At 62.4% G+C, this 20,822-nt stretch carries 22 protein-coding genes; 9 read left to right on the forward strand and 13 right to left on the reverse strand.

From position 1 onward, the window contains the following. From NKI16_RS10495 to NKI16_RS10505, 3 genes are all read left to right on the forward strand, one after another. A complete protein-coding gene (locus tag NKI16_RS10495; RefSeq protein ID WP_352922712.1) occupies nucleotides 1-468 on the forward strand; it encodes a hypothetical protein in 468 nt (155 codons plus the stop codon). Further along, nucleotides 428-649 (forward strand): helix-turn-helix domain-containing protein, encoded by a 222-nt coding sequence (locus tag NKI16_RS10500; RefSeq protein ID WP_352922713.1) that lies wholly within the window; start codon nucleotides 428-430, stop codon nucleotides 647-649. Before NKI16_RS10495 ends, NKI16_RS10500 begins: the two co-directional genes overlap by 41 nt. Nucleotides 650-757: 108 nt before the next feature. After that, nucleotides 758-1,189 (forward strand): VOC family protein, encoded by a 432-nt coding sequence (locus NKI16_RS10505; RefSeq protein WP_352571204.1) that lies wholly within the window; start codon nucleotides 758-760, stop codon nucleotides 1,187-1,189. 142 nt (nucleotides 1,190-1,331) lie between these two features. Here NKI16_RS10505 and NKI16_RS10510 read toward each other — a convergent pair whose 3' ends face one another. From NKI16_RS10510 to ehuB, 5 genes are read right to left on the reverse strand one after another with little or no spacing between them, the layout of a single operon-like run. Then, nucleotides 1,332-2,063: a GntR family transcriptional regulator gene (locus tag NKI16_RS10510; protein ID WP_023674261.1), complete on the reverse strand. Its 732-nt coding sequence runs from the start codon at nucleotides 2,061-2,063 to the stop codon at nucleotides 1,332-1,334. Beyond that, on the reverse strand, nucleotides 2,060-2,839 hold the full coding sequence (gene ehuA / locus NKI16_RS10515; RefSeq protein WP_023717024.1) for an ectoine/hydroxyectoine ABC transporter ATP-binding protein EhuA: 780 nt from the start codon (nucleotides 2,837-2,839) through the stop codon (nucleotides 2,060-2,062). The genes NKI16_RS10510 and ehuA overlap by 4 nt, the downstream gene beginning before the upstream one ends. Next, entirely contained in the window at nucleotides 2,836-3,495 is a 660-nt protein-coding gene (gene ehuD / locus NKI16_RS10520; protein WP_023674259.1) for an ectoine/hydroxyectoine ABC transporter permease subunit EhuD, read from the reverse strand. The genes ehuA and ehuD overlap by 4 nt, the downstream gene beginning before the upstream one ends. Further along, nucleotides 3,492-4,220 carry an ectoine/hydroxyectoine ABC transporter permease subunit EhuC gene (gene ehuC / locus NKI16_RS10525; protein WP_023674258.1) on the reverse strand — a complete coding sequence of 243 codons (729 nt, stop codon included), beginning with the start codon at nucleotides 4,218-4,220 and terminating at the stop codon, nucleotides 3,492-3,494. The genes ehuD and ehuC overlap by 4 nt, the downstream gene beginning before the upstream one ends. A 54-nt stretch (nucleotides 4,221-4,274) precedes the next feature. Next, nucleotides 4,275-5,144, reverse strand: coding sequence for an ectoine/hydroxyectoine ABC transporter substrate-binding protein EhuB (ehuB, locus tag NKI16_RS10530; protein ID WP_023717021.1), 870 nt, complete (start codon nucleotides 5,142-5,144; stop codon nucleotides 4,275-4,277). Between the two features lie 237 nt (nucleotides 5,145-5,381). Between ehuB and NKI16_RS10535 the strand changes: the two genes are divergently transcribed. From NKI16_RS10535 to NKI16_RS10560, 6 genes are all read left to right on the forward strand, one after another. Next, nucleotides 5,382-6,572 (forward strand): M24 family metallopeptidase, encoded by a 1,191-nt coding sequence (locus NKI16_RS10535; protein WP_352839393.1) that lies wholly within the window; start codon nucleotides 5,382-5,384, stop codon nucleotides 6,570-6,572. 74 nt (nucleotides 6,573-6,646) lie between these two features. After that, nucleotides 6,647-7,795: a M24 family metallopeptidase gene (locus tag NKI16_RS10540; RefSeq protein ID WP_352571200.1), complete on the forward strand. Its 1,149-nt coding sequence runs from the start codon at nucleotides 6,647-6,649 to the stop codon at nucleotides 7,793-7,795. A gap of 10 nt (nucleotides 7,796-7,805) precedes the next feature. After that, the gene (locus NKI16_RS10545) at nucleotides 7,806-9,062 is read left to right on the forward strand and encodes a sarcosine oxidase subunit beta family protein (RefSeq protein WP_352571198.1); all 1,257 of its coding nucleotides are present in this window, start codon (nucleotides 7,806-7,808) and stop codon (nucleotides 9,060-9,062) included. 13 nt (nucleotides 9,063-9,075) lie between these two features. Further along, a complete protein-coding gene (locus NKI16_RS10550) occupies nucleotides 9,076-9,357 on the forward strand; it encodes a sarcosine oxidase subunit delta (protein WP_352839398.1) in 282 nt (93 codons plus the stop codon). Next, a complete protein-coding gene (locus NKI16_RS10555; RefSeq protein ID WP_352571195.1) occupies nucleotides 9,354-12,308 on the forward strand; it encodes a sarcosine oxidase subunit alpha family protein in 2,955 nt (984 codons plus the stop codon). Before NKI16_RS10550 ends, NKI16_RS10555 begins: the two co-directional genes overlap by 4 nt. Further along, nucleotides 12,301-12,804: a sarcosine oxidase subunit gamma family protein gene (locus NKI16_RS10560; protein ID WP_352839400.1), complete on the forward strand. Its 504-nt coding sequence runs from the start codon at nucleotides 12,301-12,303 to the stop codon at nucleotides 12,802-12,804. Before NKI16_RS10555 ends, NKI16_RS10560 begins: the two co-directional genes overlap by 8 nt. A 65-nt stretch (nucleotides 12,805-12,869) precedes the next feature. On the opposite strand, the gene NKI16_RS10565 is transcribed toward NKI16_RS10560, so the two are convergent. From NKI16_RS10565 to dgoD, 8 genes are all read right to left on the reverse strand, one after another. Further along, nucleotides 12,870-13,334, reverse strand: coding sequence for a cupin domain-containing protein (locus NKI16_RS10565; protein ID WP_352571191.1), 465 nt, complete (start codon nucleotides 13,332-13,334; stop codon nucleotides 12,870-12,872). Nucleotides 13,335-13,521: 187 nt separating this feature from the next. After that, nucleotides 13,522-14,397 carry an aldose 1-epimerase gene (locus NKI16_RS10570; protein ID WP_352678314.1) on the reverse strand — a complete coding sequence of 292 codons (876 nt, stop codon included), beginning with the start codon at nucleotides 14,395-14,397 and terminating at the stop codon, nucleotides 13,522-13,524. 5 nt (nucleotides 14,398-14,402) lie between these two features. Then, on the reverse strand, nucleotides 14,403-15,203 hold the full coding sequence (locus NKI16_RS10575) for a FadR/GntR family transcriptional regulator (RefSeq protein ID WP_352678312.1): 801 nt from the start codon (nucleotides 15,201-15,203) through the stop codon (nucleotides 14,403-14,405). 2 nt (nucleotides 15,204-15,205) lie between these two features. Further along, nucleotides 15,206-16,207, reverse strand: coding sequence for an ABC transporter permease (locus tag NKI16_RS10580; protein WP_352922716.1), 1,002 nt, complete (start codon nucleotides 16,205-16,207; stop codon nucleotides 15,206-15,208). Further along, complete coding sequence (locus NKI16_RS10585; protein ID WP_352678307.1) at nucleotides 16,204-17,724, reverse strand: sugar ABC transporter ATP-binding protein; 1,521 nt, start codon at nucleotides 17,722-17,724, stop codon at nucleotides 16,204-16,206. Before NKI16_RS10585 ends, NKI16_RS10580 begins: the two co-directional genes overlap by 4 nt. A 96-nt stretch (nucleotides 17,725-17,820) precedes the next feature. Beyond that, nucleotides 17,821-18,804, reverse strand: coding sequence for a substrate-binding domain-containing protein (locus NKI16_RS10590; RefSeq protein WP_023674245.1), 984 nt, complete (start codon nucleotides 18,802-18,804; stop codon nucleotides 17,821-17,823). Between the two features lie 30 nt (nucleotides 18,805-18,834). Next, entirely contained in the window at nucleotides 18,835-19,611 is a 777-nt protein-coding gene (locus tag NKI16_RS10595; protein ID WP_352571181.1) for an SDR family oxidoreductase, read from the reverse strand. 5 nt (nucleotides 19,612-19,616) lie between these two features. Further along, a complete protein-coding gene (dgoD, locus tag NKI16_RS10600) occupies nucleotides 19,617-20,789 on the reverse strand; it encodes a galactonate dehydratase (protein WP_352756904.1) in 1,173 nt (390 codons plus the stop codon). Nucleotides 20,790-20,822 lie beyond the last annotated feature (33 nt).

The raw sequence follows: 20,822 nt of genomic DNA on the forward strand, positions 1-20,822 counted from the left end.
ATGGACCCGGCGGGCGCACCGCCAATCGTCATCATGCCCGACGCAACGATCGATCTGCAATGGATCGGAGGCAGCTTCCGAGTTGCCGGCCCCGATAAGGAGCCGCAGACCGAGGTTCTGGCGGCAGACGAGGTCGTGATCGGCTTGCGCTTCCATCCTGCCACGGCGGCGGCATGGCTCGGCGTGCCGCAAATCGAGCTTGTCGGCCAGAGGCTGTCGCTCGAGGATTTGTGGGGCGCGCGAGCTCGCCGCCTCGCCAGCCGCGTGCGCGCTGGCGACAATCTCGAGGATCTGGCCTGCTCGCTCCAACAGGTCGTCGCCGAGGAGGCGGCCTCCCGCGCGCCAGACGTTCCCATGCAGGCGGCATATCGCTTGATTGAGCGCGGGCCGCCACCCGACGCGCGCGCTCGAGATGAGCGAAAGGACGTTGCGCCGGCGCTTCGACACGAGCTTCGGCTATGGCCCTAAGACGATTGACCGTATCCTCCGCTACCAGCACTTTCTGAGGCTTTCGAGCCACTCCAACAGCTCCACCGCCATGCTGGCGGCCGAGGCGGGCTATTCCGATCAGGCGCATCTTGTCCGCGAGAGCCGCCGCCTGACGGGAAGCACCCCGCGACAGATTCATCACCTGCTGCACAACGAGTGAAACCTCGGCGCGTTCTTCGACTTGGCGGCACGCTGTTGGCCGTTTTGTTCAAGTCTTCACTGTCGCCCGACTTTATCCTGGTATCTCCGACAACCAGAGGAGACTGCCATGAAACCGCGCATTTCGGTTTTGACTATCGCCGTCGCCGACCTCGAGAGTTCTCTCGCATTCTACCGCGACGGTCTCGGCTTGCCGACGGAAGGGATCATCGGCCGCGAGTTCGAGCATGGCGCCGTCGCGTTCTTCACGCTGTCCGGCGGGTTGAAGCTCGCGATCTGGGCTCAGGACGACCTCGCCTACGACACCGGCCTGCCCAAGGCGCCGATTACCTCGACCTCGTTCACAATCGGCCACAACGTTGTGCGCCGCGAAGAAGTCGATCAAGTGATGGATGAGGCCGCCCGCGCCGGAGCCGAGATCATCAAGCCTGCCCGGGACACGTTCTTTGGCGGATATGCCGGATATTTCCGCGACCCGAACGGACATCTGTGGGAGGTCGTCTGGAATCCCGCCAACATACCGAGTGAGGATCCTCTTTAAGGGCGGCGCCGGCCTGCAGTATCGAACCGCGTTAGTCATCGCCGGTGCTGGCAAATTCTGTCGGCATCGGGCTGGCGGCCATGCTTTCCCTGGCAAACGCAGCGCGACGGCAGTCCACCAGCAAAAATCTTACGGGGGCTGATTATGTAGCTCTATCCAGATTCGCCTCGCCTGCGTGACGCATCATGCGGCGGAAGCTCATTGAGATATGCGCCCGCCTTATGTGCCCGATGGACTCCCAGTCGCCGATTTCGGCCGCGGCAAGGACCTCTTCCATTTCGCGGCGGAACGCGGTGAATTCCTCGACAAGGCCCAATTGCGGCATCAGCTTCAGGACGACGCGCGCGACCTGAAAATACAGGCGCTCGCTGATCTCGCGCAGCGGCTGGTTGCCGGTCATGGCTGTGAGTTCGTAGAAAAAGTCCATGTTGAGGCGCAGGAAAGCGCGCTGGTCGGGATTGAGTATATCGGAATCGCAGCGCGCGATGAGCGCCCGTATCCGGTCGAGGTCGTCCGCCGTGCGCGGGATCGGCGAAAGCTTGCCGACGAGGAGCGCCAGCTCCAGGCGCAGATGATAGACCTGCTGTAATTCCTCGATGTCGACGTCGGTGACGATCGTGCCGACGCCGTGGACGGATTGAACCAGACCCTCGGATTCAAGGCGCGCCAGCACGCGCCGGACCGGCGTGCGGCTGATCTCGAATTCCTGGGCAAGTTCTTCCTCGGAAAGGTGGCTTCCCGGCGCATAATCGAGCAGGCAGATGCGGTCGCGCAATATCCGGTAGATGCGCTCGAACCGCTCCCGCGCGGAGAGCGGGCGCGGCGGCGCGGCGGTCACCGTCGTGGGCGGCTTGGCCTCTGTCTCGATCGTCACCCAGCCTCCAGGACAGCGTGCAGGAATTGCCGTGTCCGCTCGTTCTTGGGAGCACCAAACAGTTCGCTTGGCGGTCCCTGCTCGCAGATCTTGCCTTGATAGAAGAAACAAACGCGGTCGGAAAACTCCTTGGCGAAGCCCATCTGATGGGTGACCATCAGCATGGTGAGATCATGCTCGCGCCCGATTTGCCTTATCACCTGCAGCACTTCGCCGACAAGCTCCGGGTCGAGCGCCGACGTCACCTCGTCGAACAGCATGATCTTGGGCCGCATTGCCAGCGCCCTGGCGATGGCGACGCGCTGCTGTTGGCCACCAGAAAGCTGTGACGGATAGTGGTCCTTCTTCTGGGCCAGACCGACCAGCTCCAGCAGCTCGGCCGCTCGTGCCTCGGCGTCCGCCCGCTTCATTCCGAGCACCGTTATCGGCGCCTCGATGCAGTTCTGCATCGCCGTCATATGCGGAAACAGGTTGAACGACTGGAACACCATGCCGATCTTGGCGCGGATCTTGCGGATGTGGGCGAGATCGGCGGGAACAAGCTTGCCGTTCCTTTCCATATGGGTCAGCGGCTCGCCTTCGACCCAGATGACGCCGTCATTGATCGTCTCCAGCGTCATCAGCATGCGCAGCACCGTCGTCTTGCCCGAACCCGACGGACCGATGACCGAGACTTTTTCGCCGCGCGCTATTTCGAGATTGAGCCCGTCGAGAACGGTTAACGTGCCGTAGCGTTTCGATACATTGTCGAAGCGGACCATCGGTTGTTCAGTCATCGGGTGGTCCTCCGGTTGAGCAGCCCTTCGAGGGAGCGGATGAGCGCCGCCGAAACCAGGCTCATGGCAAGGAAAAACAGGCCGACCAGCGTGATCGGCTCGGTGTAGCGGAACGTTTCGGAGCCGATGATCTTGGCGGTCTGCATCAGTTCCATCACGGCGATTGCGGAAAGCAACGGCGTTTCCTTGAACAAGGCCACCAGATAATTGCCGAGCGCCGGAACGATCGGCGGGATCGCCTGCGGAATGATGATGTCGCGAAACGTCGTCCAGGACGAGAGATTGAGCGCGATCGAAGCTTCCCACTGGCCGCGATGGATGTTGTCGAAACCGGCGCGATAGACCTCGGAGCAATAGGCGGCGTAGTGGATGCCGATGGCCAGCACCCCGGCGGTGAAAGCGTCGAGCACGACACCGAATTTCGGAAAGACGAAATAGAGAAAGAATATCTGGATGAGCAGCGGGGTCGAGCGGATCAGCTCGACCAGCACCGAAATCGTCCAGCTGGTCCATGGCACGGCAATGCGGACAACGGCCAGCACCAGGCCGAGCGAGGCGGCAAGCGCAAAGCCGATCAGCGTCGCTTCGATGGAAATGACGGCGGCGCGGGCAAGCACCGGCAGGATTTCCAGGGCAAATCCCCAATCCCAGATCATGCCGCCTTCCCCCGCGCCAGTCCGAGCGACGCCCGCCTTTCAAGAAGCCGCATGCCGATGGTCACAACCAGCGACATTGCCAGGTACATCAAAAGAACGAGGGTGAAGATCGGAATGGTCTTGAACGTGTTCTGGTTCATTTGCTGCGCCTTGAAGGCGAGATCCGAAAGCGTGATCAGCGAGACCAGCGCCGTCGATTTCAGAAGCTCGATGAACAGATTGCCCCAGGGTGGGATCATCGCGACAAAGGCCTGCGGCAGGATGATCCGACGCAACATCTGCGGGCGGCTCATGTTCAATGCCGTACACGCTTCCCACTGCCCGCGGGCGACGGACAGGATCGCGCCGCGCACGCACTCCGATCCATAGGCGCCGACATTCAGGCCGAGCGCGAGCACCGCCACCACGAACGCGTTGATCGTGACGCCGAATTGCGGGAGCACGAAAAACAGCCAGAACAATTGCACCAGTGCCGACGTTCCGCGGAAGATCTCGACATAGACCGTGGCCAGCCATCTGAGCGGCGTCGGGCCGTACATCCTTGCAAGTGCCGCAAGCACGCCCATGACAATTGCCAGCAGGCTGCCGAGGACGGCGATCTCGATTGTCAGGACCGCGCCTTGCAGCAGCCCCGGCATAAACACTTGATATGATTCCTGTGTTGCCAAGGCACCGATCACGACAAGCGCGATGACCAGCATGGCAACGAGCGTACGGATACCCATGCGATTCCCCCAAGGAAAAAGGGCGGCGCTTTCGCGCCGCCAGCAGTTGGGAACCTATTTGCCAGCGCAGAGCTCTGCGGTGGTCTTGTTGGGGAGATAATCCTTGCCGAAGCCGAGTGGCTCGACCAGCGCGATATGCTCCGGCGAACCGAGGAACTTCTTCAGCTCGGCGTTGAAAGCCTCCTGCAGGTCGGTGTCTTCCTTTCGGAAGCCGAAGCCGCCATGACCTTTTACCGATTTGCCGGCGACCTCGCCGAAGGGCTTGGTCGATTCGACGCCGTCGGCTTTCTTGGCCATGTCGGCGATCGAAAGAGCGGTCAGCGCGGCCGCATCGGCGCGGCCCGACTGGACGGCGGCGACCAGGCTTGACTGGTCGGGCAAGGAGACGATCTGCCCACCGGCAACGCCCGCTTCCTTGGCGAAGCCGCCTTCGACGGCGCCGGCCATCACGGCAAGCTTGAGATCCGGATTGTCCTTGATGCTGGAAAAATCCTTGATGCCTTTCGGATTGCCTTTTGCCACCAGCATAGCCTCGCCGATGCCGTAGGACGGCTCGGAGTAGTTGATCTCGGCGCAGCGCTTCGGAGTGATGAACATGCCGGCGGCGATGATGTCGAAGCGGCCGGCCTTGAGACCCGGAATGAGCGAGCCGAATTCGGTCAAAACACCGTCGACCTGCGGTATGCCCATCTTGGCGAGCACCGCCTTGGCGACTTCAGGGGCCTCGCCGGTCAGCTTGCCGTCTGGCGTGGCGTAACCGAACGGCGCCTCGTTGGCGAAACCGACGCGGATGTAGCCGTCCTTCTTGGCCCGTTCGAGGGTGGTTTCCGCGTGAGCGGACAACGAGGTCAATGACGTCGCGGCGAGCGCGATGCAGGCAGCCGCCTTCACGACCATACGGCGCGATATCGATGATTTGAGCATGCTTTTCTCCCATTGGACAACTGTGGATGGTTCCCAGGGCGCGGCCTTCTTCGAGGTCGACGCCTGCTTGATCAGACGTATACAACTGCCCTAGACATTTCGCAAGCAGAGATATAGAAACCATGAAAATTCGACGATAGTTCGCAGTTAGCCAGCAAATTGACGTCGAGTTGTGCACAATTTGGCCTAGTTGCCATTTACAAAAGGCAAACGGCGTACCTGGAAGGCAGGATTTCGGTGGCGACCGCGAACGGCTTCGGGACATTCACGCAAGCGGAGTATGGGCAACGCCTCGCCGGCGTGAAGACACGCATGCAAAAAGCCGGCTTCGATCTCATCGTTTGTCAGGATCCCGCCAACATGTGCTGGCTGACCGGCTATGATGGATGGTCGTTCTACGTTCCGCAGTGCGTGCTCGTCCATCTGGAGGAAGACCGGCCGATCTGGTTCGGCAGGGCACAGGATGCCAAGAGCGCACGCCTGACCACCGGCCTGCCCGAGAAAAACATCGTGCCGTTCTCGGAACGGTTGGTGCAGCAGCCCGTCGAACACCCTTATGACGAACTCGCCCAACTGATCCGGTCGCGCGGTTGGGGAAAGGCCCGCATCGGCGTCGAGATGGACGCGCACTATTATACGGCGCGCTGCCACGCCCATCTGGTCCAAGGGCTGCCCGACGCGCACTTCGCCAACAACCACGATCTCGTCAACTGGGCGCGGCTGGTCAAATCCGAGGCCGAGCTGGTGCTGATCCGCGAGGCGGGTGCGATCTGCACGCATGCCATGAACCGCGCCATCGAGAAAATGCGGCCTGGCGTGCCGCAGAACCATGTCATTGCCGAAATCTATCACGCACAGATCATGGGCGTGCCCGGAGCGGGCGGCGACTATGCCGCGATCTGTCCGCTGATGCCCGTTGGCGAGGGCACCAGCACGCCGCATCTGACGTGGTCCGACGCGCCGCTGCCGGACAGCGGCCTCGCCATTCTGGAGATCGCCGGCGTGCGGCGCCGCTATCATGCGGCGCTGACCCGGACGGTACATTTCGGCAAGCCGCCGCAAGCCATCCTCGACATGGCCAAGGTGATCGTCGAGGGCGTCGACGCTGGCCTCGAGAAGGCGCGCCCCGGCAACACCGCCGAACAGGTGGAAGCCGCCTGGCAGGCAGTGTTGAGGAAGAACGGGCTGAAGAAGGAAAGCCGCGTCGGCTATCCGGTCGGGCTCGCCTATCCGCCCGATTGGGGTGAACGCACCGCAAGCCTTCGTCCCGGCGACACCACCGAGATGCAGCCCGGGATGTGCTTCCATTTCATGGCCGGCGTTTGGCTCGACGATTTCGGCATCGCCATCTCGGAATCCTTCGTCGTCACGGATCGCGGCGGCGAACGCCTCTGCGACGTGGCGCGCGAACTCGTCGTCATCGACTGACATGGCGGCCGGGAAACCGGCTGCCGAAAAGACCATGCCCGCCAGCAAGCCGGCAACAAGCACGAGGACGCCCGATGGACCGCAATCCGTTTTCCGAAGCCGAAATCGCTGGCCGCCTTGCCAAGGTCCGTACTGCTCTAGCCGAGCGCGAGCTCGACGGGGCGGTCTTCGCCTCGCCGGAGAACGTCTTCTATCTCACCGGGCTCGATCACTGGGGGTATTTTGCCCCTCACCTGCTGATCGTCCCGCTCCAGGGAAAACCTGTCCTGGTCACCCGCTCGATGGAAATGGTGACGATCGAGAAGCAGGTAAAGGCAGCGGAATTCCGTGGTCACTCCGACAGCGAAACGGCGGCCGACCTTGCCGCGCGGGTGCTTGCGGAGCTCGGCCTGTCCGGCAAGCGGATCGGTCTCGAATACTGGACGGCCGGCCTTAGCCATGGACTTGCCGTGGCACTCCAGATGCAAGCCGATGCCAAGTGGAGCGATGTCTCCGGTCTGATCGACAAGATGCGGCGGGTGAAGAGCGCCGACGAACAAGTGCTGATGCGGCGGGCCGCAAAGGTGACGGACGCCGGTGCCGGTGCCGCGATCGCCGCGATCTCGGATGGCGCTTCCGAACAGGAGGTCGCCGCCCAATGTGTTGCGGCAATGATCCGCGCCGGCGGTCATGCGCCGGGCTTCGGACCGTTCATCCGCCCGGCCGCGCGCCTGGGTGAAGAACACACGACCTGGGGCGACGGGATCTACCGCAAGGGCGAGCCGGTCTTTGTCGAATTGTCCGGGTGCATCTCACGCTACCACGCCCCGCTCGGCCGGCTCGTTCGCATCGGCCACATCAGCGACGAAGACGCCGCAATGGCGGAAGTGACCGCCAAGGCGTTCAACGCTGTCGTCGAGGCGTTGCGGCCGGGCGCCAAGGCGCGCGATGTCTACGCCGCCTGGCAGGCTGTCGCTGACGAGGCGGGTCTTTCCCACTATCGCCGCCATCACTGCGGTTATCTTGTCGGCGCCGGCCAGCCGCCATCATGGACCGGCGGCAATTCGGTGACCGGCTTGAGGCACGATTCCGACCTCGAGATCGAGACCGGGATGAGCTTCCACATCCTGTCATGGCTGATGGGCACCGGTCGCGGCGATGACTTCGTTTCCAACACGGTGCTGTTGACCGATGCGGGCGCCGAAGTGCTTACCCGCACGCCGGCCGGCCCGATCGTTCGATAGGCCTGCACACATGGCGCGCTACTCGGCATTTTCGATCTTGCGCAACGCGCTGTCCGGCCAGAAGAATTGGCAGCGCGCCTGGCGGGCAGCGGAGCCAAAATCGTCCTATGACGTGATCGTTATTGGCGGCGGCGGACACGGCCTCGCCACCGCCTTCTACCTCGCCGAGAACCACGGCATCCGTAACGTCGCCGTGCTCGAAAAGGGTTATGTCGGCGGCGGCAATGTCGGCCGCAACACCACCGTCATCCGCTCCAACTACCTGCTCGACGGCAACACCCAGTTCTACGAATTCTCGATGAAGCTCTGGGAGGGCATGTCGCGGGCGCTGAACTTCAATGTCATGTTCTCGCAGCGCGGCCAGCTCGTCACGGCGCATTCGGCCGATCAGCTCGACGGCTTCAGCCACCGCGCCAATGTCATGCGGCTGAATGGCATTGATGCCGATATCCTCGACCGCGACGAGGTGCGCCGTCTCGTGCCCTATCTCGATTTTTCCGACACCGCCCGCTTTCCGATCCATGGCGCTATCTTCCAGGGCCGGGCGGGCACGGCGCGCCACGACGCCGTCGCCTGGGGCTATGCGCGCGCCGCCGACGGCCATGGCGTCGACATCATCCAGAACTGCGAAGTGACCGGCTTCCTCCGCGACCGCGACAGTATCGTCGGCGTCGAAACGACGAAAGGCCGGATCGGCGCCGGCAAGGTCGGCCTCGCTGTTGCCGGTCATACATCCGTGCTCGGTGCCAAGGCCGGCCTTGAACTGCCGATCGAAAGCCATGTGCTGCAAGCTTTCGTCACCGAGCCGCTGAAGCCGTTGGTAGATCACGTCGTCGCTTACGGCGCCGACCATTTCTACGTCAGCCAGTCCGACAAGGGCGGACTGGTCTTCGGCGGCAATCTCGACGGCTACAATTCATACGCCCAGCGCGGCAATCTCGGTGTCGTGCGCGAGGTCGCGGAGGCGGCGATTGCATTGATGCCGTGCATTTCGCGCGTCCGGCTGCTGCGCCACTGGGGCGGCGTCATGGACATGACGCCCGATGCCAGCCCGATCATCTGCCCGACGCCGATCGACGGCCTCTATCTCAACGGCGGCTGGTGCTATGGCGGCTTCAAAGCGACGCCGGCGTCCGGCTGGTGCTTCGCCCACACGATCGCCACCGGCAAGCCGCATCCCTTGGTCGCGGCCTACGGGCTCGATCGTTTCCGCACCGGCCACACGCTCGATGAGGCCGGTGTCGGCCCTTCCGCCTGGCTGCAATAGGAGGCGGGACAAAATGCTGCGCATCGAATGCCCCTGCTGCGGCCCGCGCGACCATGACGAGTTCCGCTATGGCGGCGATGCCTCGGTCACGCGTCCGGCCCATGACGATCCCGATCCGGAGGCCTGGTACCGCTACGTCTATATCAGGACAAACCCGGCCGGCCCGCACCGTGAATTCTGGCAGCACGTGACCGGTTGCCGGCAATGGCTGGTGATCGAACGCGACACACGCAACCACGCGATCGCATCCGTCGACTTCGCCAGGAAATCGACTGTCAGGAAACAACCGGCATGAGTTCGAACCGCAAACGCCTGCCAGTGGGTGGCCGTATCCGTCGCGAGGTGCCGGTCAATTTCACCTTCGACGGCCGCAAGCTGATTGGGTATCGCGGCGACACGCTTGCCTCGGCGCTGCTCGCCAACGGCGTTACCCTGGTCGGGCGCAGCTTCAAATATCATCGCCCGCGCGGCATTTTTTCCGCCGGGCCCGAAGAGCCGAATGCACTGGTTACGCTCGGGAGCGCCGGCAGGCGCGAGCCGAACCTGCCGGCGGCGACACTGGAACTCGCCCACGGCATGGTCGTGGAGAGTCAGAACCGCTGGCCATCGCTTGCCTTCGACGTGCAAAGCGTCAACGGGCTGTTGGCACCGTTTCTGTCCGCCGGCTTCTACTACAAGACCTTCATGGGCCCGACGCGCCGCGCCTGGATGTTCTACGAACATTTCATCCGCAAGGCGGCCGGCCTGGGCAGGGCCGGCACCGACCCCGATCCCGACCGCTATGAGGTTCGTCATGCCTTCGCCGATGTCGCCATTGTCGGCGGCGGCCCGGCGGGATTGTCGGCGGCGCGGGCAGCGGCCGCGGCCGGGGCGCGGGTTGCGCTGATCGAGCAGGATTTTCTGCTTGGCGGCCAGCTTTTGGCGGAACCGTCCGACAGCGCAGCGGCCGCATGGCTGAGGCAGGCCGAGGCCGAGTTGGAGGGCTTCGAAACCGTCGCGCTGATGAAGCGGACGACCGCTTTCGGCAGCTATGACGGCAATGTCCTTGGACTGGTCGAACAGCGCGATCCAACCGATCCGCAGCCGAATGGCGAGGCCCGGCAAACGGTCACTATGCTGCGCGCCCGCTCGATTGTTTTCGCCACCGGCGCCATCGAGCGGCCGATGGTGTTCTCGAACAATGACCGGCCCGGCGTCATGCTTGCCTCGGCCGCCCGGACCTACCTCAATCGATTCGCCGTCCTGCCGGGCAAGAAAATCATTGTCGCCACCACCAATGACGGTGCCTGGCGCACCGCCTTCGACTATGCCGCAGCCGGCGCGGAGGTGACGGTTGCCGATCTGCGCGCCGTCCCGCCCGCAGCACTTGCCGCGGAAGCCGCACGGCTCGGCGTGGTGGTGCGGGCCGCAACGCGCATCGTCGACCTGCACGGCGGCCATGCCGTCAGGCAAGTAACGCTCAACGGGCCGGAGGGACAATCCTCGGCCGCCTGTGACCTGGTCTGCATCTCCGGCGGCTGGTCGCCAACTGTGCATCTCACCTCGCACCTGGGGAGCAAGCCCACCTACCGCGACGACATCGACGGCTTCGTGCCGGGTTCGTTTCCGGCCGGCCGGTTCGGCGCCGGCGCGATGATGGGAACTTATGCGACGGCCGATGCCATCGACGACGGTCATCGCGCCGGTAGCGAGGCCGCAGCCTCCTGCGGCAAGTCGGCGCCGGTGCCCGCTCCGTCGAAACTCGATCTCGACAAGACCGCCACGAGTTCACTTCGCGAGATCCCTTCCGTTGGACGTGGAAAGGCCTTCGTCGATTTCCAGATGGACGTGACGACCGGGGATATCGAGCTCGCCCATCGTGAGGGCTATGAATCGGTCGAGCACCTGAAGCGCTACACCACGCTCGGCATGGGCACCGACCAGGGCAAGACCAGCAATTTTGCCGCACTTGCCGCGATGGCCGCCCTGCGCAAGGCAACAATCCCCGAGACCGGCGCCACGACCTTTCGGCCACCCTATACGCCCGTGGCGATCGGGGCGCTTGCCGGGCGCGCCATAGGCCATCATTTCAAGCCGATCCGCCGCACGCCGATGCACGACTGGCACATGGCAAACGGCGCCGAGATGCTCGAGGTCGGGCTCTGGATGCGGCCCTATTTCTACCGGCAGTCGGGGCGTAACGTGAACGAGGCCTACGTCGCCGAAATGCGGACCGTACGTCAGGCGGCGGGCCTGATGGACATCTCCACGCTCGGCAAGATCGATGTCCAGGGCCCGGATGCGGCAATCTTCCTCGACCGCGTCTATGCCAACGGCTTTGCCAAACTGGCGGTAGGCCGCGCCCGCTACGGCGTCATGCTGCGCGACGACGGCATCGTCTTCGACGACGGCACCACGACGCGGCTGGCGGAAAACCGGTTCTTCATGACCACTTCGACCGCCAAGGCCGCCGATGTGCTGTCGCGTCTCGAATTCCTGCTCGACACGGCCTGGCCGGATTTGCGCGTGGCCGTTACCTCGGTCAGCGATGAATGGGCGGCGATGTCGGTTGCCGGGCCTGCCAGCCGCGCGATCCTCAGCGCTGCTTTTCCTAGTCTCGAGGTTTCCGACGCGGCGCTTTCGCATATGGGGCTACTCGAAAGCGAATGGGAGGGCCGTGCGCTCCGCATCCTGCGTCTCAGTTATTCCGGCGAGCGCGCTTACGAAGTCTATATCGGCGCCACTGCCGGTGAACAGCTTTGGAGCCGTCTGCTCGAGGCCGGCAGATCATTCGACCTGAAGCCTTACGGCGTCGAGGCGCTCGGCGCGCTGCGCGTCGAAAAGGGCCATGTCGCCGGACCTGAGATCGATGGGCGCACGACGCTCGACGATCTCGGCCTCGGCCGCATGGCCGGCAAACGCAGCGGCTTCGTCGGCGACGTCCTGCGACGGCGCCCCGCCTTCCAGGCTCCCGACCGGCAGCGCCTGGTCGGGCTGGAATGCATCGAAGAGGGAAAACGCCTGCGCGGCGGCGCCATCCTGTTCCTGCCGGATGAGAAACCCCATGGCCATGGGCGCGGTCGCGTCACCTCCGTCACCTACAGCCCCGAACGCGGCCATTATGTCGGACTGGCGCTGCTTGCCGGCGATGTCGCGGCAGAAGGAAGCGAGCTCGTGGCGGTCTATCCGATGAAGGCCGAAACGGTTCGCGCCCGCGTTGTCTCGCCGGTATTCATCGATCCGCAGGGAGAACGGCTGCATGGCTAGCTTGACCTCTTCTCGGGATTTCAGCCTGTCCGTGGCGGATTGTCCGCTTATCCAGATCGAGGGCTGGGACGCGACACTGAGACAATTCGAAAAGAGCGTCTCGGCGTCGCTCAACACGAAACTTCCCGCTTCGGTCGGAGAGACGGTTCGCCACAAGGGCCTTTTAACCATCCGCGTTGCACCTCGCCGCCTTTGGCTGGCTCTCGACGAAGGCACAGAAGCGCCAGCCCTTATCGTCGACCCCGATCTCGGCTGTTCCGTGCCCCTCGGGGAAGGTCGTGTTCGTTTGAAAATGGCCGGCCCTGGTATCGCAAGACTTCTGTCCGGCTGCATTGCCGTCGACTGGCACGCGCCGGCCGCCGCTCCGGGCCGCGCCGTGCAAACATCCTTCCATCACGTGCCCGTGCTCTTCCTGCGCACCGGCGAGACCGCGTGCGAACTCATCGTGCCGCGAAGTTTTGCCCGCAGCCTCTCGGATTGGATTGCCGGCGGCTAGCCAATACCGGTTCCTCGGGCAAGGGCCGGCTTTAGCGGCGATCCAAGCCGCCATCACGAAGCCATCTACTCTCTTGCCGGCCAGTCCTGCAGAAGCGTAATCCCAAACTTCGGCGCGGCTACTTTGAGCCGCTCGATATCGGCAGGCGTCGGCGGCCCCACCACCTCTCCCTTGCTGCGTTCATGGCCACCTTCGGCGAGAAACTGCTCGAACACACTTGGCGTGTCTATCAGGATATAGCGAACGAGCTGATTGCCGGGATTCATAAGCTGGTGCGGGATGCCCCGCTTCAAAAACATGCTCTCGCCGGGCGAGAGCGTTCGGACCACACCGCCCACAATTGCGGTCAAGTGCCCTTCGATGACGTAGACCGTCTCGTCGTCATTCGCATGAACATGGATTGGCGTTTTCGTGTGCCCGTCGCTTCTGTTTTCGAAGAGACTCAACAAGCCTCCCGTCTGTTCGCCGGAGACCAGTCGCTTCATGACGATGCCTGCGAGCACGAATTCCTTTGGTTCAACACCTGTCATCGATCCAATCCTGCCAGGCACATTTGGAGCGCCGCGACGTTCGGCAAACGTCGAACCGGCTCACGGGTTCCCGGTCGGTTGAGTCCCTTTTCCCAAACTCCGTTTGGACAAAAAGCCGGCTTCGTTCTCCCCGGACATGCTGTCGGACATCGACATCCGCCAATTCGAGGGCGCCGCAGACGTCCGTTTAACCGACGGCGAAGTTGCAACGGGCTGCCAGGCTCTCGCCGGGCCCAAGCACCGACAGTCCATTCCATTTGTCGATCGAACCACGATTGTGAGCATCGACAGCATGACTGACCGGTTCAAAACAGAAGAAGTCGCTCTCGTCCGATGGCGAATAGACCAGGTAGAAATTCAAGGGCGATGAAGCTTCAATCCGCAGGCTGCAACTGTGCTCCGGCCACGATATGGTAGCGACGCCGTTCCAACCGGCAAACAGATTGTTTATCCATCCACTCGGCAATACGACTGGGGCGCCGAAATCCCAGTCGGGATGGGTTTTGACATCCACAAACCGTTCAGGGAGGTGGTTGGGCAGTTCGAGGCAAACCTGCGAGGCCGGCGCATGAAGCGCGGTTCGTGCCGTTCTCGGGAACCATGGATGGATGCCAAGCCCGAACGGCAATCTGATCGAGGCCCGATTGACGATGCGAAGTTTCAACTCGAGCCCCTGTCCGGCCAGCGCGTAGCTCACCTCGGCGCGATATCGGTATGGGCCGGGCCCGTTGCTGATGAGCGACAGCTTTGCGTTGTCCTGCGTTACGCTGTCGACGTCCCACTCGCTCGAAAATCCATTGCCATGAATGGGAAATGGCTCGCCTGCAACATTGGCAGGCAGTTCGTGGAATTTGGAGTCGAATGTGAACCCGCCGCCCGAGATGCGATTTGACCATGGCAAAAGCAGGTTGCAGGCAAGGTCGAACGGTTTGCTGCTCCCGCCGTTTGGCCAAGGCCTGAAGAGCGGCACGCGTCCATGGTCCAGTCTCGCAAGACCTGCCCCAAGCGATGGGACGATTTCAGCGGACAGGTCTCCGCTTCTGATCTTGATCGTCCCGACCATCCGCTTCAGACGGTATCGGCCTTGGCAGCGGCGATCGGCTGTTGATGGCGGCCTTTGCGAGCCACTGCAAGAAGGTCGTTCGACGCGATCCCGATGAGCGCCTTCATCTGATCGTGTGCATCGTCGGCCCTCCGCATCCTGATTGCCTCCAGCACGTCGCCATGCGCGCTCAGCGTCTGCTGGTAATTAGCGGTGGCCGATGTGGTCAAGCGGAAGGAGAAGCTGAGGGCGGCCGCAAGCATATTGCCGAGATTGGCGAACACCGGGTTGCGACTGGCACGAAGGATGGCGGTATGAAACCTGACGTCGGCATCGAGACACGCAGCGAGATTGTCCTGCGGAGCAATGCGCATGGCTTCATAGGCCGCTTCGATGACTGCGAGATCGCCTGACGTCGCCATCTTGGCCGCAAGTTGGGCGGCAGCGGGTTCAATGACCAGCCGCGCCTCGATCAATCCGCGGACGAAATCGAGATCGGGCTCGATATCGCGCATCCATTCCAGAACCTGTGCATCCAGCCTGTTCCATTCGCTCGACACGCGCACACGCGTCCCGGCCCGCTTGCGTGCCTCGATCAATCCTTTCGCCGAAAGCGTCAGAAGAGCATCGCGAAGCGCGGTGCGGCTTGCCCCGTAGATAACGCAAAGTTCGGCTTCCGTCGGCAGGACGGAGTGCTGGGCGTAGGAGCCGGCGAGGATGCGCTGTCCGAGATCGCGTGCGATGCGATCCTTGAGCGATGACGTGGTGCCATCTGCGGCAGGAATGTCCTGCTTGCCTTGGCCAGTCGAAGCGATCGCCGCGTCCATCGTCATGTCCTGTTCAAGTGGTACTCGGCAATTACCACAGCAAGTATCAGCAGCGAGCCCTTGGCAAGCAACTGATAGAAGGTTGGCACGGACGTCAGTATCATTCCGTTGTTGAGGACGCCAATGATGGCGACGCCCAGCAGTGCGCCGACGATCGTGCCCTTGCCGCCCTGCAAGGCGCAGCCACCAAGAACGGCCGCTGTGATGGCCTCGAGTTCCAGGCCTTGGGATCCGGATACGGGCTGCCCGGAGCCGGTACGGGCAGCCAACAGAATCCCGGCCAATCCGGCCGCCACTCCACTCATGATGTAGATGCCGACGCGGTAGCGGTTGATGTTGATGCCGGAGAAGCGTGCGACAACGGGATTGCCGCCCAGGGCATAGATGTTGCGGCCAACGATCGAGCGGGCAAGGAAGAGATGGAACACGATCGCGGTCAGCAAGAGAATCCAGATCAGCAGAGGCAGGCCGAGGATTCGTCCGATCCCGATGAAGCGGAAAGTGTCGCTGAAAATCGCGATCGATTGCCCATTGGACATGATGAACGCGATGCCGCGGAAGATCGCCATCGTACCGAGAGTCGCGATGACAGCGTTGACCCGCCCATAGGTGATGATGATGCCGTTCACGAGGCCGGCAAGACCGCCCAGGACCAGGCCGGCAAGAATGCCCGCGGCGGGTGATCCGGTGGCCTGGATGGCCATTGCCGTCGATACTGTGGTCAGACCGACAATTGCGCCGACGGCAATATCGAGCCCTCCGGCGACAATAACCACGGTCTGGCTCATCGCCAGAACGCCCAGGATGGTAATGCCTAGACCGATGTTCAGCAGGTTGCGGCTGGAGAAGAACACGTCGCCTCTCAGGGTGCCGAAAATGAGGACGAGAATGGCGAGAGCAACAAGAAGGCTTATGTTGTGAATGCCGATGCGCTCTGCGATGCGCAAGGAAGCGCGCCTTTTGCCGGTTTGCGTTGTTGCTGTCCTGAGCTCAAGGCTGTTCACTGAATTTGTCCTCCAAGCGATGCTGCAGATTGAGGCATGGCATGTCTGAGGATCGTGGCCTCGTCGATGTCAGGGCGGGAAAGTTCGGCCGTGATCCGGCCTCCAGCCATAACAAGCACCCTGTCGGCCAGCCCGATCAGTTCCGGCATTTCCGAGGAAATCAGGATTATGCCGATGCCGCTGGCGGCGAGCTCGTCGATCAGGCGATAGATTTCCGCCTTGGCGCCGATGTCGATGCCGCGGGTCGGCTCGTCGAGGATGAGAAGCATCGGCTGCCGCGCAAGCCAGCGCGCGAGAACGACCTTCTGTTGGTTGCCACCGGATAATTTCGAAACCTGTTCGTCGAGGTTGGGCGTCTTGATCGACATCTTTGCTGCAAGCGGTGAGACGATCTCCAGTGCCTTGCGCCGGTTGAAGAAGCCGAAGGTCGACGTTCTGTCGGGCACGCAAAGCGAGGCGTTATCAAGAATGCTTCGGAACAACAGCAGCGCCTCGTGCTTGCGGTCTTCCGGGGCAAAGCCGATGCCCGCCACGATCGCTGCATGCGGACTGTTGGGGCCAACGGGCACACCATTCATCGTTATGGTTCCGTCGACGCGCCTATCATAGCCGACAATCGCCTTTGCCAGTTCGGATCGACCCGCACCCATAAGGCCGGCAATGCCGAGCACCTCGCCACGGCGGACCTTGAGGCTCACATCGGTGACGTGGTCGGTGGTCAGGCCCGTCACCTCCAGCAACGGTTGCCCCGATTGCCACGTCTCGCGCGTAAACAGATCGGCGATGTCGCGGCCCACCATGAGCTTGGCTATGGTCTGCTCGCTGGCACCGGCAGCGGGGGAATCATCGACCAGCCGGCCGTCCCGCAAGACGACAATGCGATCCGCAAGGTCGATGACCTCGTTCAGCCTGTGAGAGATGTAGACGATCGAAGTGCCCTCGCCGCGCAGCCGGCGAATTACTGAAAACAGACGGCGCGCTTCGTCGTCGGTCAGTGACGAGGTCGGCTCATCGAATGCGATCAGCCGGCCGCCGGCACGTATGGCGCGCATGATTTCGATCATCTGGCGCTGTGCCGGACCGAGTGTGCTGCAGAGTTGACGCGGCAGCATATCCTGCTGCATGCCGAAGGTCGCAAGCACCTTATCAGTCTGGTCCTCGAGCCTGTGCCAGTCGAGCAGGACGCCTGCCAGCCGCGGCAGTTCGCCGACGAAAATGTTCTCGGCCACGGTCAGGTTCGGAACGATCTCCGGCTCCTGATGGATGACGCGTATTCCGGCTCTGTGGCTGTCGCGCGGTTCGCTGAAAACGATCGGCGTGGAGCCATGCAGCACGGTGCCGGTGTCCGGTGCGAACACGCCCTCGAGAATTCGCATCATTGTCGACTTGCCGGCGCCATTCTCGCCAACCAGGGCAAGCACCTCTCCTAGCCGAAAGGCAATCGAGACATTGTCGAGCGCCTGCACGACGCCGAAGCGCTTCGATATCCTGTCGAGCGAGAAGAAATCCGATTGCATCAAAAGCTCCTCCCGAGGATCGGTTCCGTGTGCCCGCCGACGAACTGCCGGCCCAAAGAGCGTCATGCGCACTGCGGCGCATGACGCATATCTGGTTCAGTGGCAGAGCTTGGCTTTGTAGTCCGACGCAAAATTGTCGGCGGTGATGTATTCCGGGTCAGTGAAGGATTGAACGGGAAGCTTCGTTCCGTCCTTGATGGAGGCCAAGAGAATCTTCACCGCCAGCGCGCCATGATTTTCCGAATTGAGCCACATCGTACCACGGAACGCCGAGGGCTTTCCGGATCCGAAGGCATCGCAGGCGCGGCTCCCGTCGATGCCGATCCCCATGCCCTGGTCTGCGGAATAGCCGGCATTCTCCAGTGCTCGCGCACCACCCAGCACGCCGTCATCGTTGCATGAATAGAATATCCAGTTCGTGACGCTGGGATTGGCCGTCAATGTGGTGGTCATCACATCGATGGCGTTGACCATCGTATTGTCGTAGGGGACGCGAACGATGCTGCCCGGCTTGAAATCGGGCACCGCCTTCAGGAACGCTTCTTCCGCGCCCTTGTTGCGCTGCATGCAGGTATCGGCCTTGCGGTCCTCGATCGAGGCGATGCGCACCTCTTTGCCCGCCCAGCCTTCAGCCTTGTAGAGCTTGGCAAGCTCTTCGCCCACCCGCGCACCGATATTGTAAGCATTCATGCCGACATAGGGGACCTGGGTGCCATCCTGGTAGTAGATATCGTCGTCCACCGCCACCAAGGGAATTTTTGCGGCCTTTGCTTTCTCCGCGATGACCGGTCCCAGCGCCTTGTCGGGGACAACGATGGCGATGCCTTTCACGCCATCGCCGACCATCGTATCGAAGGTCGTGATCGTCAAATTGGCGTCGAACTGAACGTCCTGCGACACGAACGCGGCCCCTGCCGCCTCAGCCGCTTTCTTGGCGCCGCCGACTTCGGCGACAAACCATGGATGGTCTCCCATCTTGTTGATGTAGCCGATCTTGATGTCGTCTGCGCTTGCTGCGCCACTCATCAGTCCGGCAGCCAATACCGCAAATGTCGCCAAAGCCTTTGTTGTGGTTTTCATGAATATCCTCCCTGAGAGCTCTATTGGTTGCTAGTCGTGGTAGAGAACCGAGCGCCCACCATCGATGGTGATCGTCTCGGCATTTATGAACGGCGCTTCGTCCGAAGCGAGGAAAACCGCCGTCATTGCAACCTCGTCCGGCCGGCCAATACGCTTGGGCGGATGGAGGTCGTAGGCTCGCCGCTTCTCCTCGGCGGGGTTCGGGAATGTGTTCCAGTAGGCTTCCGCGATCGGCGTCTCGATGTAGCCGGGTGCTATCGCGTTCACCCGGATACCGCGTGCGGCATATTCGATGGCCAGCGAACGGGTCAGGCCCAAAAGTGCATGCTTGGCGACCGGATACGGGAACGTATGGGGAATGATCTGGAAGGCGTGACAGCTCGCTATGTTGACGATGGACCCCGAGCCCTTCGCCAGCATCGTCGGCAAAACCGCCTTGGCGCAGAACCACGCGGCCTGGAGGTCGAGCTTGAGGCAGCGCTCCCATTCCTCATCCGGCATCATCAATGGTTCGTAGAAGACGTTGGCACCGGCATTGTTGACCAGAACGTCGACGCCGCCATAGCTCGTGATCGTGCGGGCGACCATGTCCGCGACCGCGGATGCGTCCGTGACATCCGTCTCGACGAACAATACGTCGGCGCCTCCGGCACGCAGTTCGTCAGCGATCGCTTTGCCGCTTGCCGCATTCAGTTCGGCAATGACGGTCTTTGCCCCATGCATCGCAAAAGCCCGGGCGGTGGCGGCACCTATGCCTTGGCCGGCGCCCGTGACGATTGCGATCTTTCCTTGCAGCCGGCCTGCCATTGCATTCACCAGTCGACCACGGTGCCGTCCGGCATGACGGCATTGCGGGCATGCAGCACTTCCTGCTTGAAGGGGTGACGCGCGATCACGTCCTCATTGACGGTGACGCCAAGGCCCGGCAGTTCGGGCAGGTCCCAGCGGCCTGGTTTACGCCGAATTGGCCAGGTAACGACCTCGTCGTACCAGGCGACGGCACCGGACATCTCCTCCTGAATGACGACGTTTGGCGTCGATATGCCGAAGTGAAGAGCAGCCACACCGGCGATCGGACCGAGCGGGTTGTGCGGCGCAAGGCCGATGCCTGCCGTTTCCGCCATGGCCGCGATCTTCTTTGTCTCCAGCAGACCGCCAGTGTGGCAGATATCAGGCTGGGCAATGTTGAAGGCACGGGCTGCGATCGAGTGCGTGAATTCGCGACGTCCGATCAGCCGCTCGCCGGAAGCGATCGGCACGGCCGATCGCGCCGTGATATGCGCCAGTCCGGCAACATCTTCGGGCGGCACGGGTTCTTCTGCGAACATGATGCGGGCCGGCTCGATTGCTCTGAGGTAATCCATCGCAGCGTTAACCGATGCAGGGCGTCCATGGAAATCGACCATGATGTCGATGTCCGGACCTATGGTCTCGCGAAGTGAGCCAACCATATTGGCAACGGAGTCGACTGCCTTGGCGGGCGATACGTAGTGGGTGTAGGGAATGCAGACGACCTTGACCGCATCGTAGCCTGCTTGCGTCACGATGCGTCCGCGTTCCACGATCGCGTCCGCGGATCCGGTCTCATAGACCGCCTTCATGTCCCCGAGGCCGAGATGCGTATAGGTGCGCAGATAGTCGCGAACCTGGCCACCCAGAAGGCGCCAGACGGGGACGCCCAATGATTTGCCCAGGATGTCCCAGAGCGCGATCTCGATGCCGCTGACGGCAGACATTCCCTCGACGCCGAGACGCCAAAATCCGTGCCGCGTAAGTATCTGATAGCACTGCTCCACGTTGCGCGGATCTTGCCCGATGAGCAGGGCCTCAAGGTCTTGAAGCGCCCCAACGACGGCTCGGGTCTTCCATTCCAGCGTTGCCTCACCCCAGCCAAACAGCCCGGGCTCGTCGGTTTCGACCCGAACGAAGACCCAGTTGCGCATTTCCGCATTGCAGACGCGAGCCTTGATGGCCGTGATTTTCATTGGTCCTCCCAGACCTGCCGTCTTTTTTCATGG

It is taken from the genome of Mesorhizobium sp. M0698 (genome assembly GCF_040320455.1).
Taxonomy (GTDB): Bacteria; Pseudomonadota; Alphaproteobacteria; order Rhizobiales; family Rhizobiaceae; genus Mesorhizobium.

Bases quoted from the DNA above. Each gene is read 5' to 3' on its own strand.
- NKI16_RS10495 (WP_352922712.1), top strand. From the start codon at position 1: ATGGACCCGGCGGGCGCACCGCCAATCGTCATCATGCCCGACGCAACG.
- NKI16_RS10505 (WP_352571204.1), top strand. From the start codon at position 758: ATGAAACCGCGCATTTCGGTTTTGACTATCGCCGTCGCCGACCTCGAG.
- ehuA (WP_023717024.1), bottom strand. From the start codon at position 2,839: ATGACTGAACAACCGATGGTCCGCTTCGACAATGTATCGAAACGCTAC.
- ehuD (WP_023674259.1), bottom strand. From the start codon at position 3,495: ATGATCTGGGATTGGGGATTTGCCCTGGAAATCCTGCCGGTGCTTGCC.
- ehuC (WP_023674258.1), bottom strand. From the start codon at position 4,220: ATGGGTATCCGTACGCTCGTTGCCATGCTGGTCATCGCGCTTGTCGTG.
- ehuB (WP_023717021.1), bottom strand. From the start codon at position 5,144: ATGCTCAAATCATCGATATCGCGCCGTATGGTCGTGAAGGCGGCTGCC.
- NKI16_RS10540 (WP_352571200.1), top strand. From the start codon at position 6,647: ATGGACCGCAATCCGTTTTCCGAAGCCGAAATCGCTGGCCGCCTTGCC.
- NKI16_RS10545 (WP_352571198.1), top strand. From the start codon at position 7,806: ATGGCGCGCTACTCGGCATTTTCGATCTTGCGCAACGCGCTGTCCGGC.
- NKI16_RS10550 (WP_352839398.1), top strand. From the start codon at position 9,076: ATGCTGCGCATCGAATGCCCCTGCTGCGGCCCGCGCGACCATGACGAG.
- NKI16_RS10555 (WP_352571195.1), top strand. From the start codon at position 9,354: ATGAGTTCGAACCGCAAACGCCTGCCAGTGGGTGGCCGTATCCGTCGC.
- NKI16_RS10560 (WP_352839400.1), top strand. From the start codon at position 12,301: ATGGCTAGCTTGACCTCTTCTCGGGATTTCAGCCTGTCCGTGGCGGAT.
- NKI16_RS10565 (WP_352571191.1), bottom strand. From the start codon at position 13,334: ATGACAGGTGTTGAACCAAAGGAATTCGTGCTCGCAGGCATCGTCATG.
- NKI16_RS10570 (WP_352678314.1), bottom strand. From the start codon at position 14,397: ATGGTCGGGACGATCAAGATCAGAAGCGGAGACCTGTCCGCTGAAATC.
- NKI16_RS10575 (WP_352678312.1), bottom strand. From the start codon at position 15,203: ATGGACGCGGCGATCGCTTCGACTGGCCAAGGCAAGCAGGACATTCCT.
- NKI16_RS10585 (WP_352678307.1), bottom strand. From the start codon at position 17,724: ATGCAATCGGATTTCTTCTCGCTCGACAGGATATCGAAGCGCTTCGGC.
- NKI16_RS10590 (WP_023674245.1), bottom strand. From the start codon at position 18,804: ATGAAAACCACAACAAAGGCTTTGGCGACATTTGCGGTATTGGCTGCC.
- NKI16_RS10595 (WP_352571181.1), bottom strand. From the start codon at position 19,611: ATGGCAGGCCGGCTGCAAGGAAAGATCGCAATCGTCACGGGCGCCGGC.
- dgoD (WP_352756904.1), bottom strand. From the start codon at position 20,789: ATGAAAATCACGGCCATCAAGGCTCGCGTCTGCAATGCGGAAATGCGC.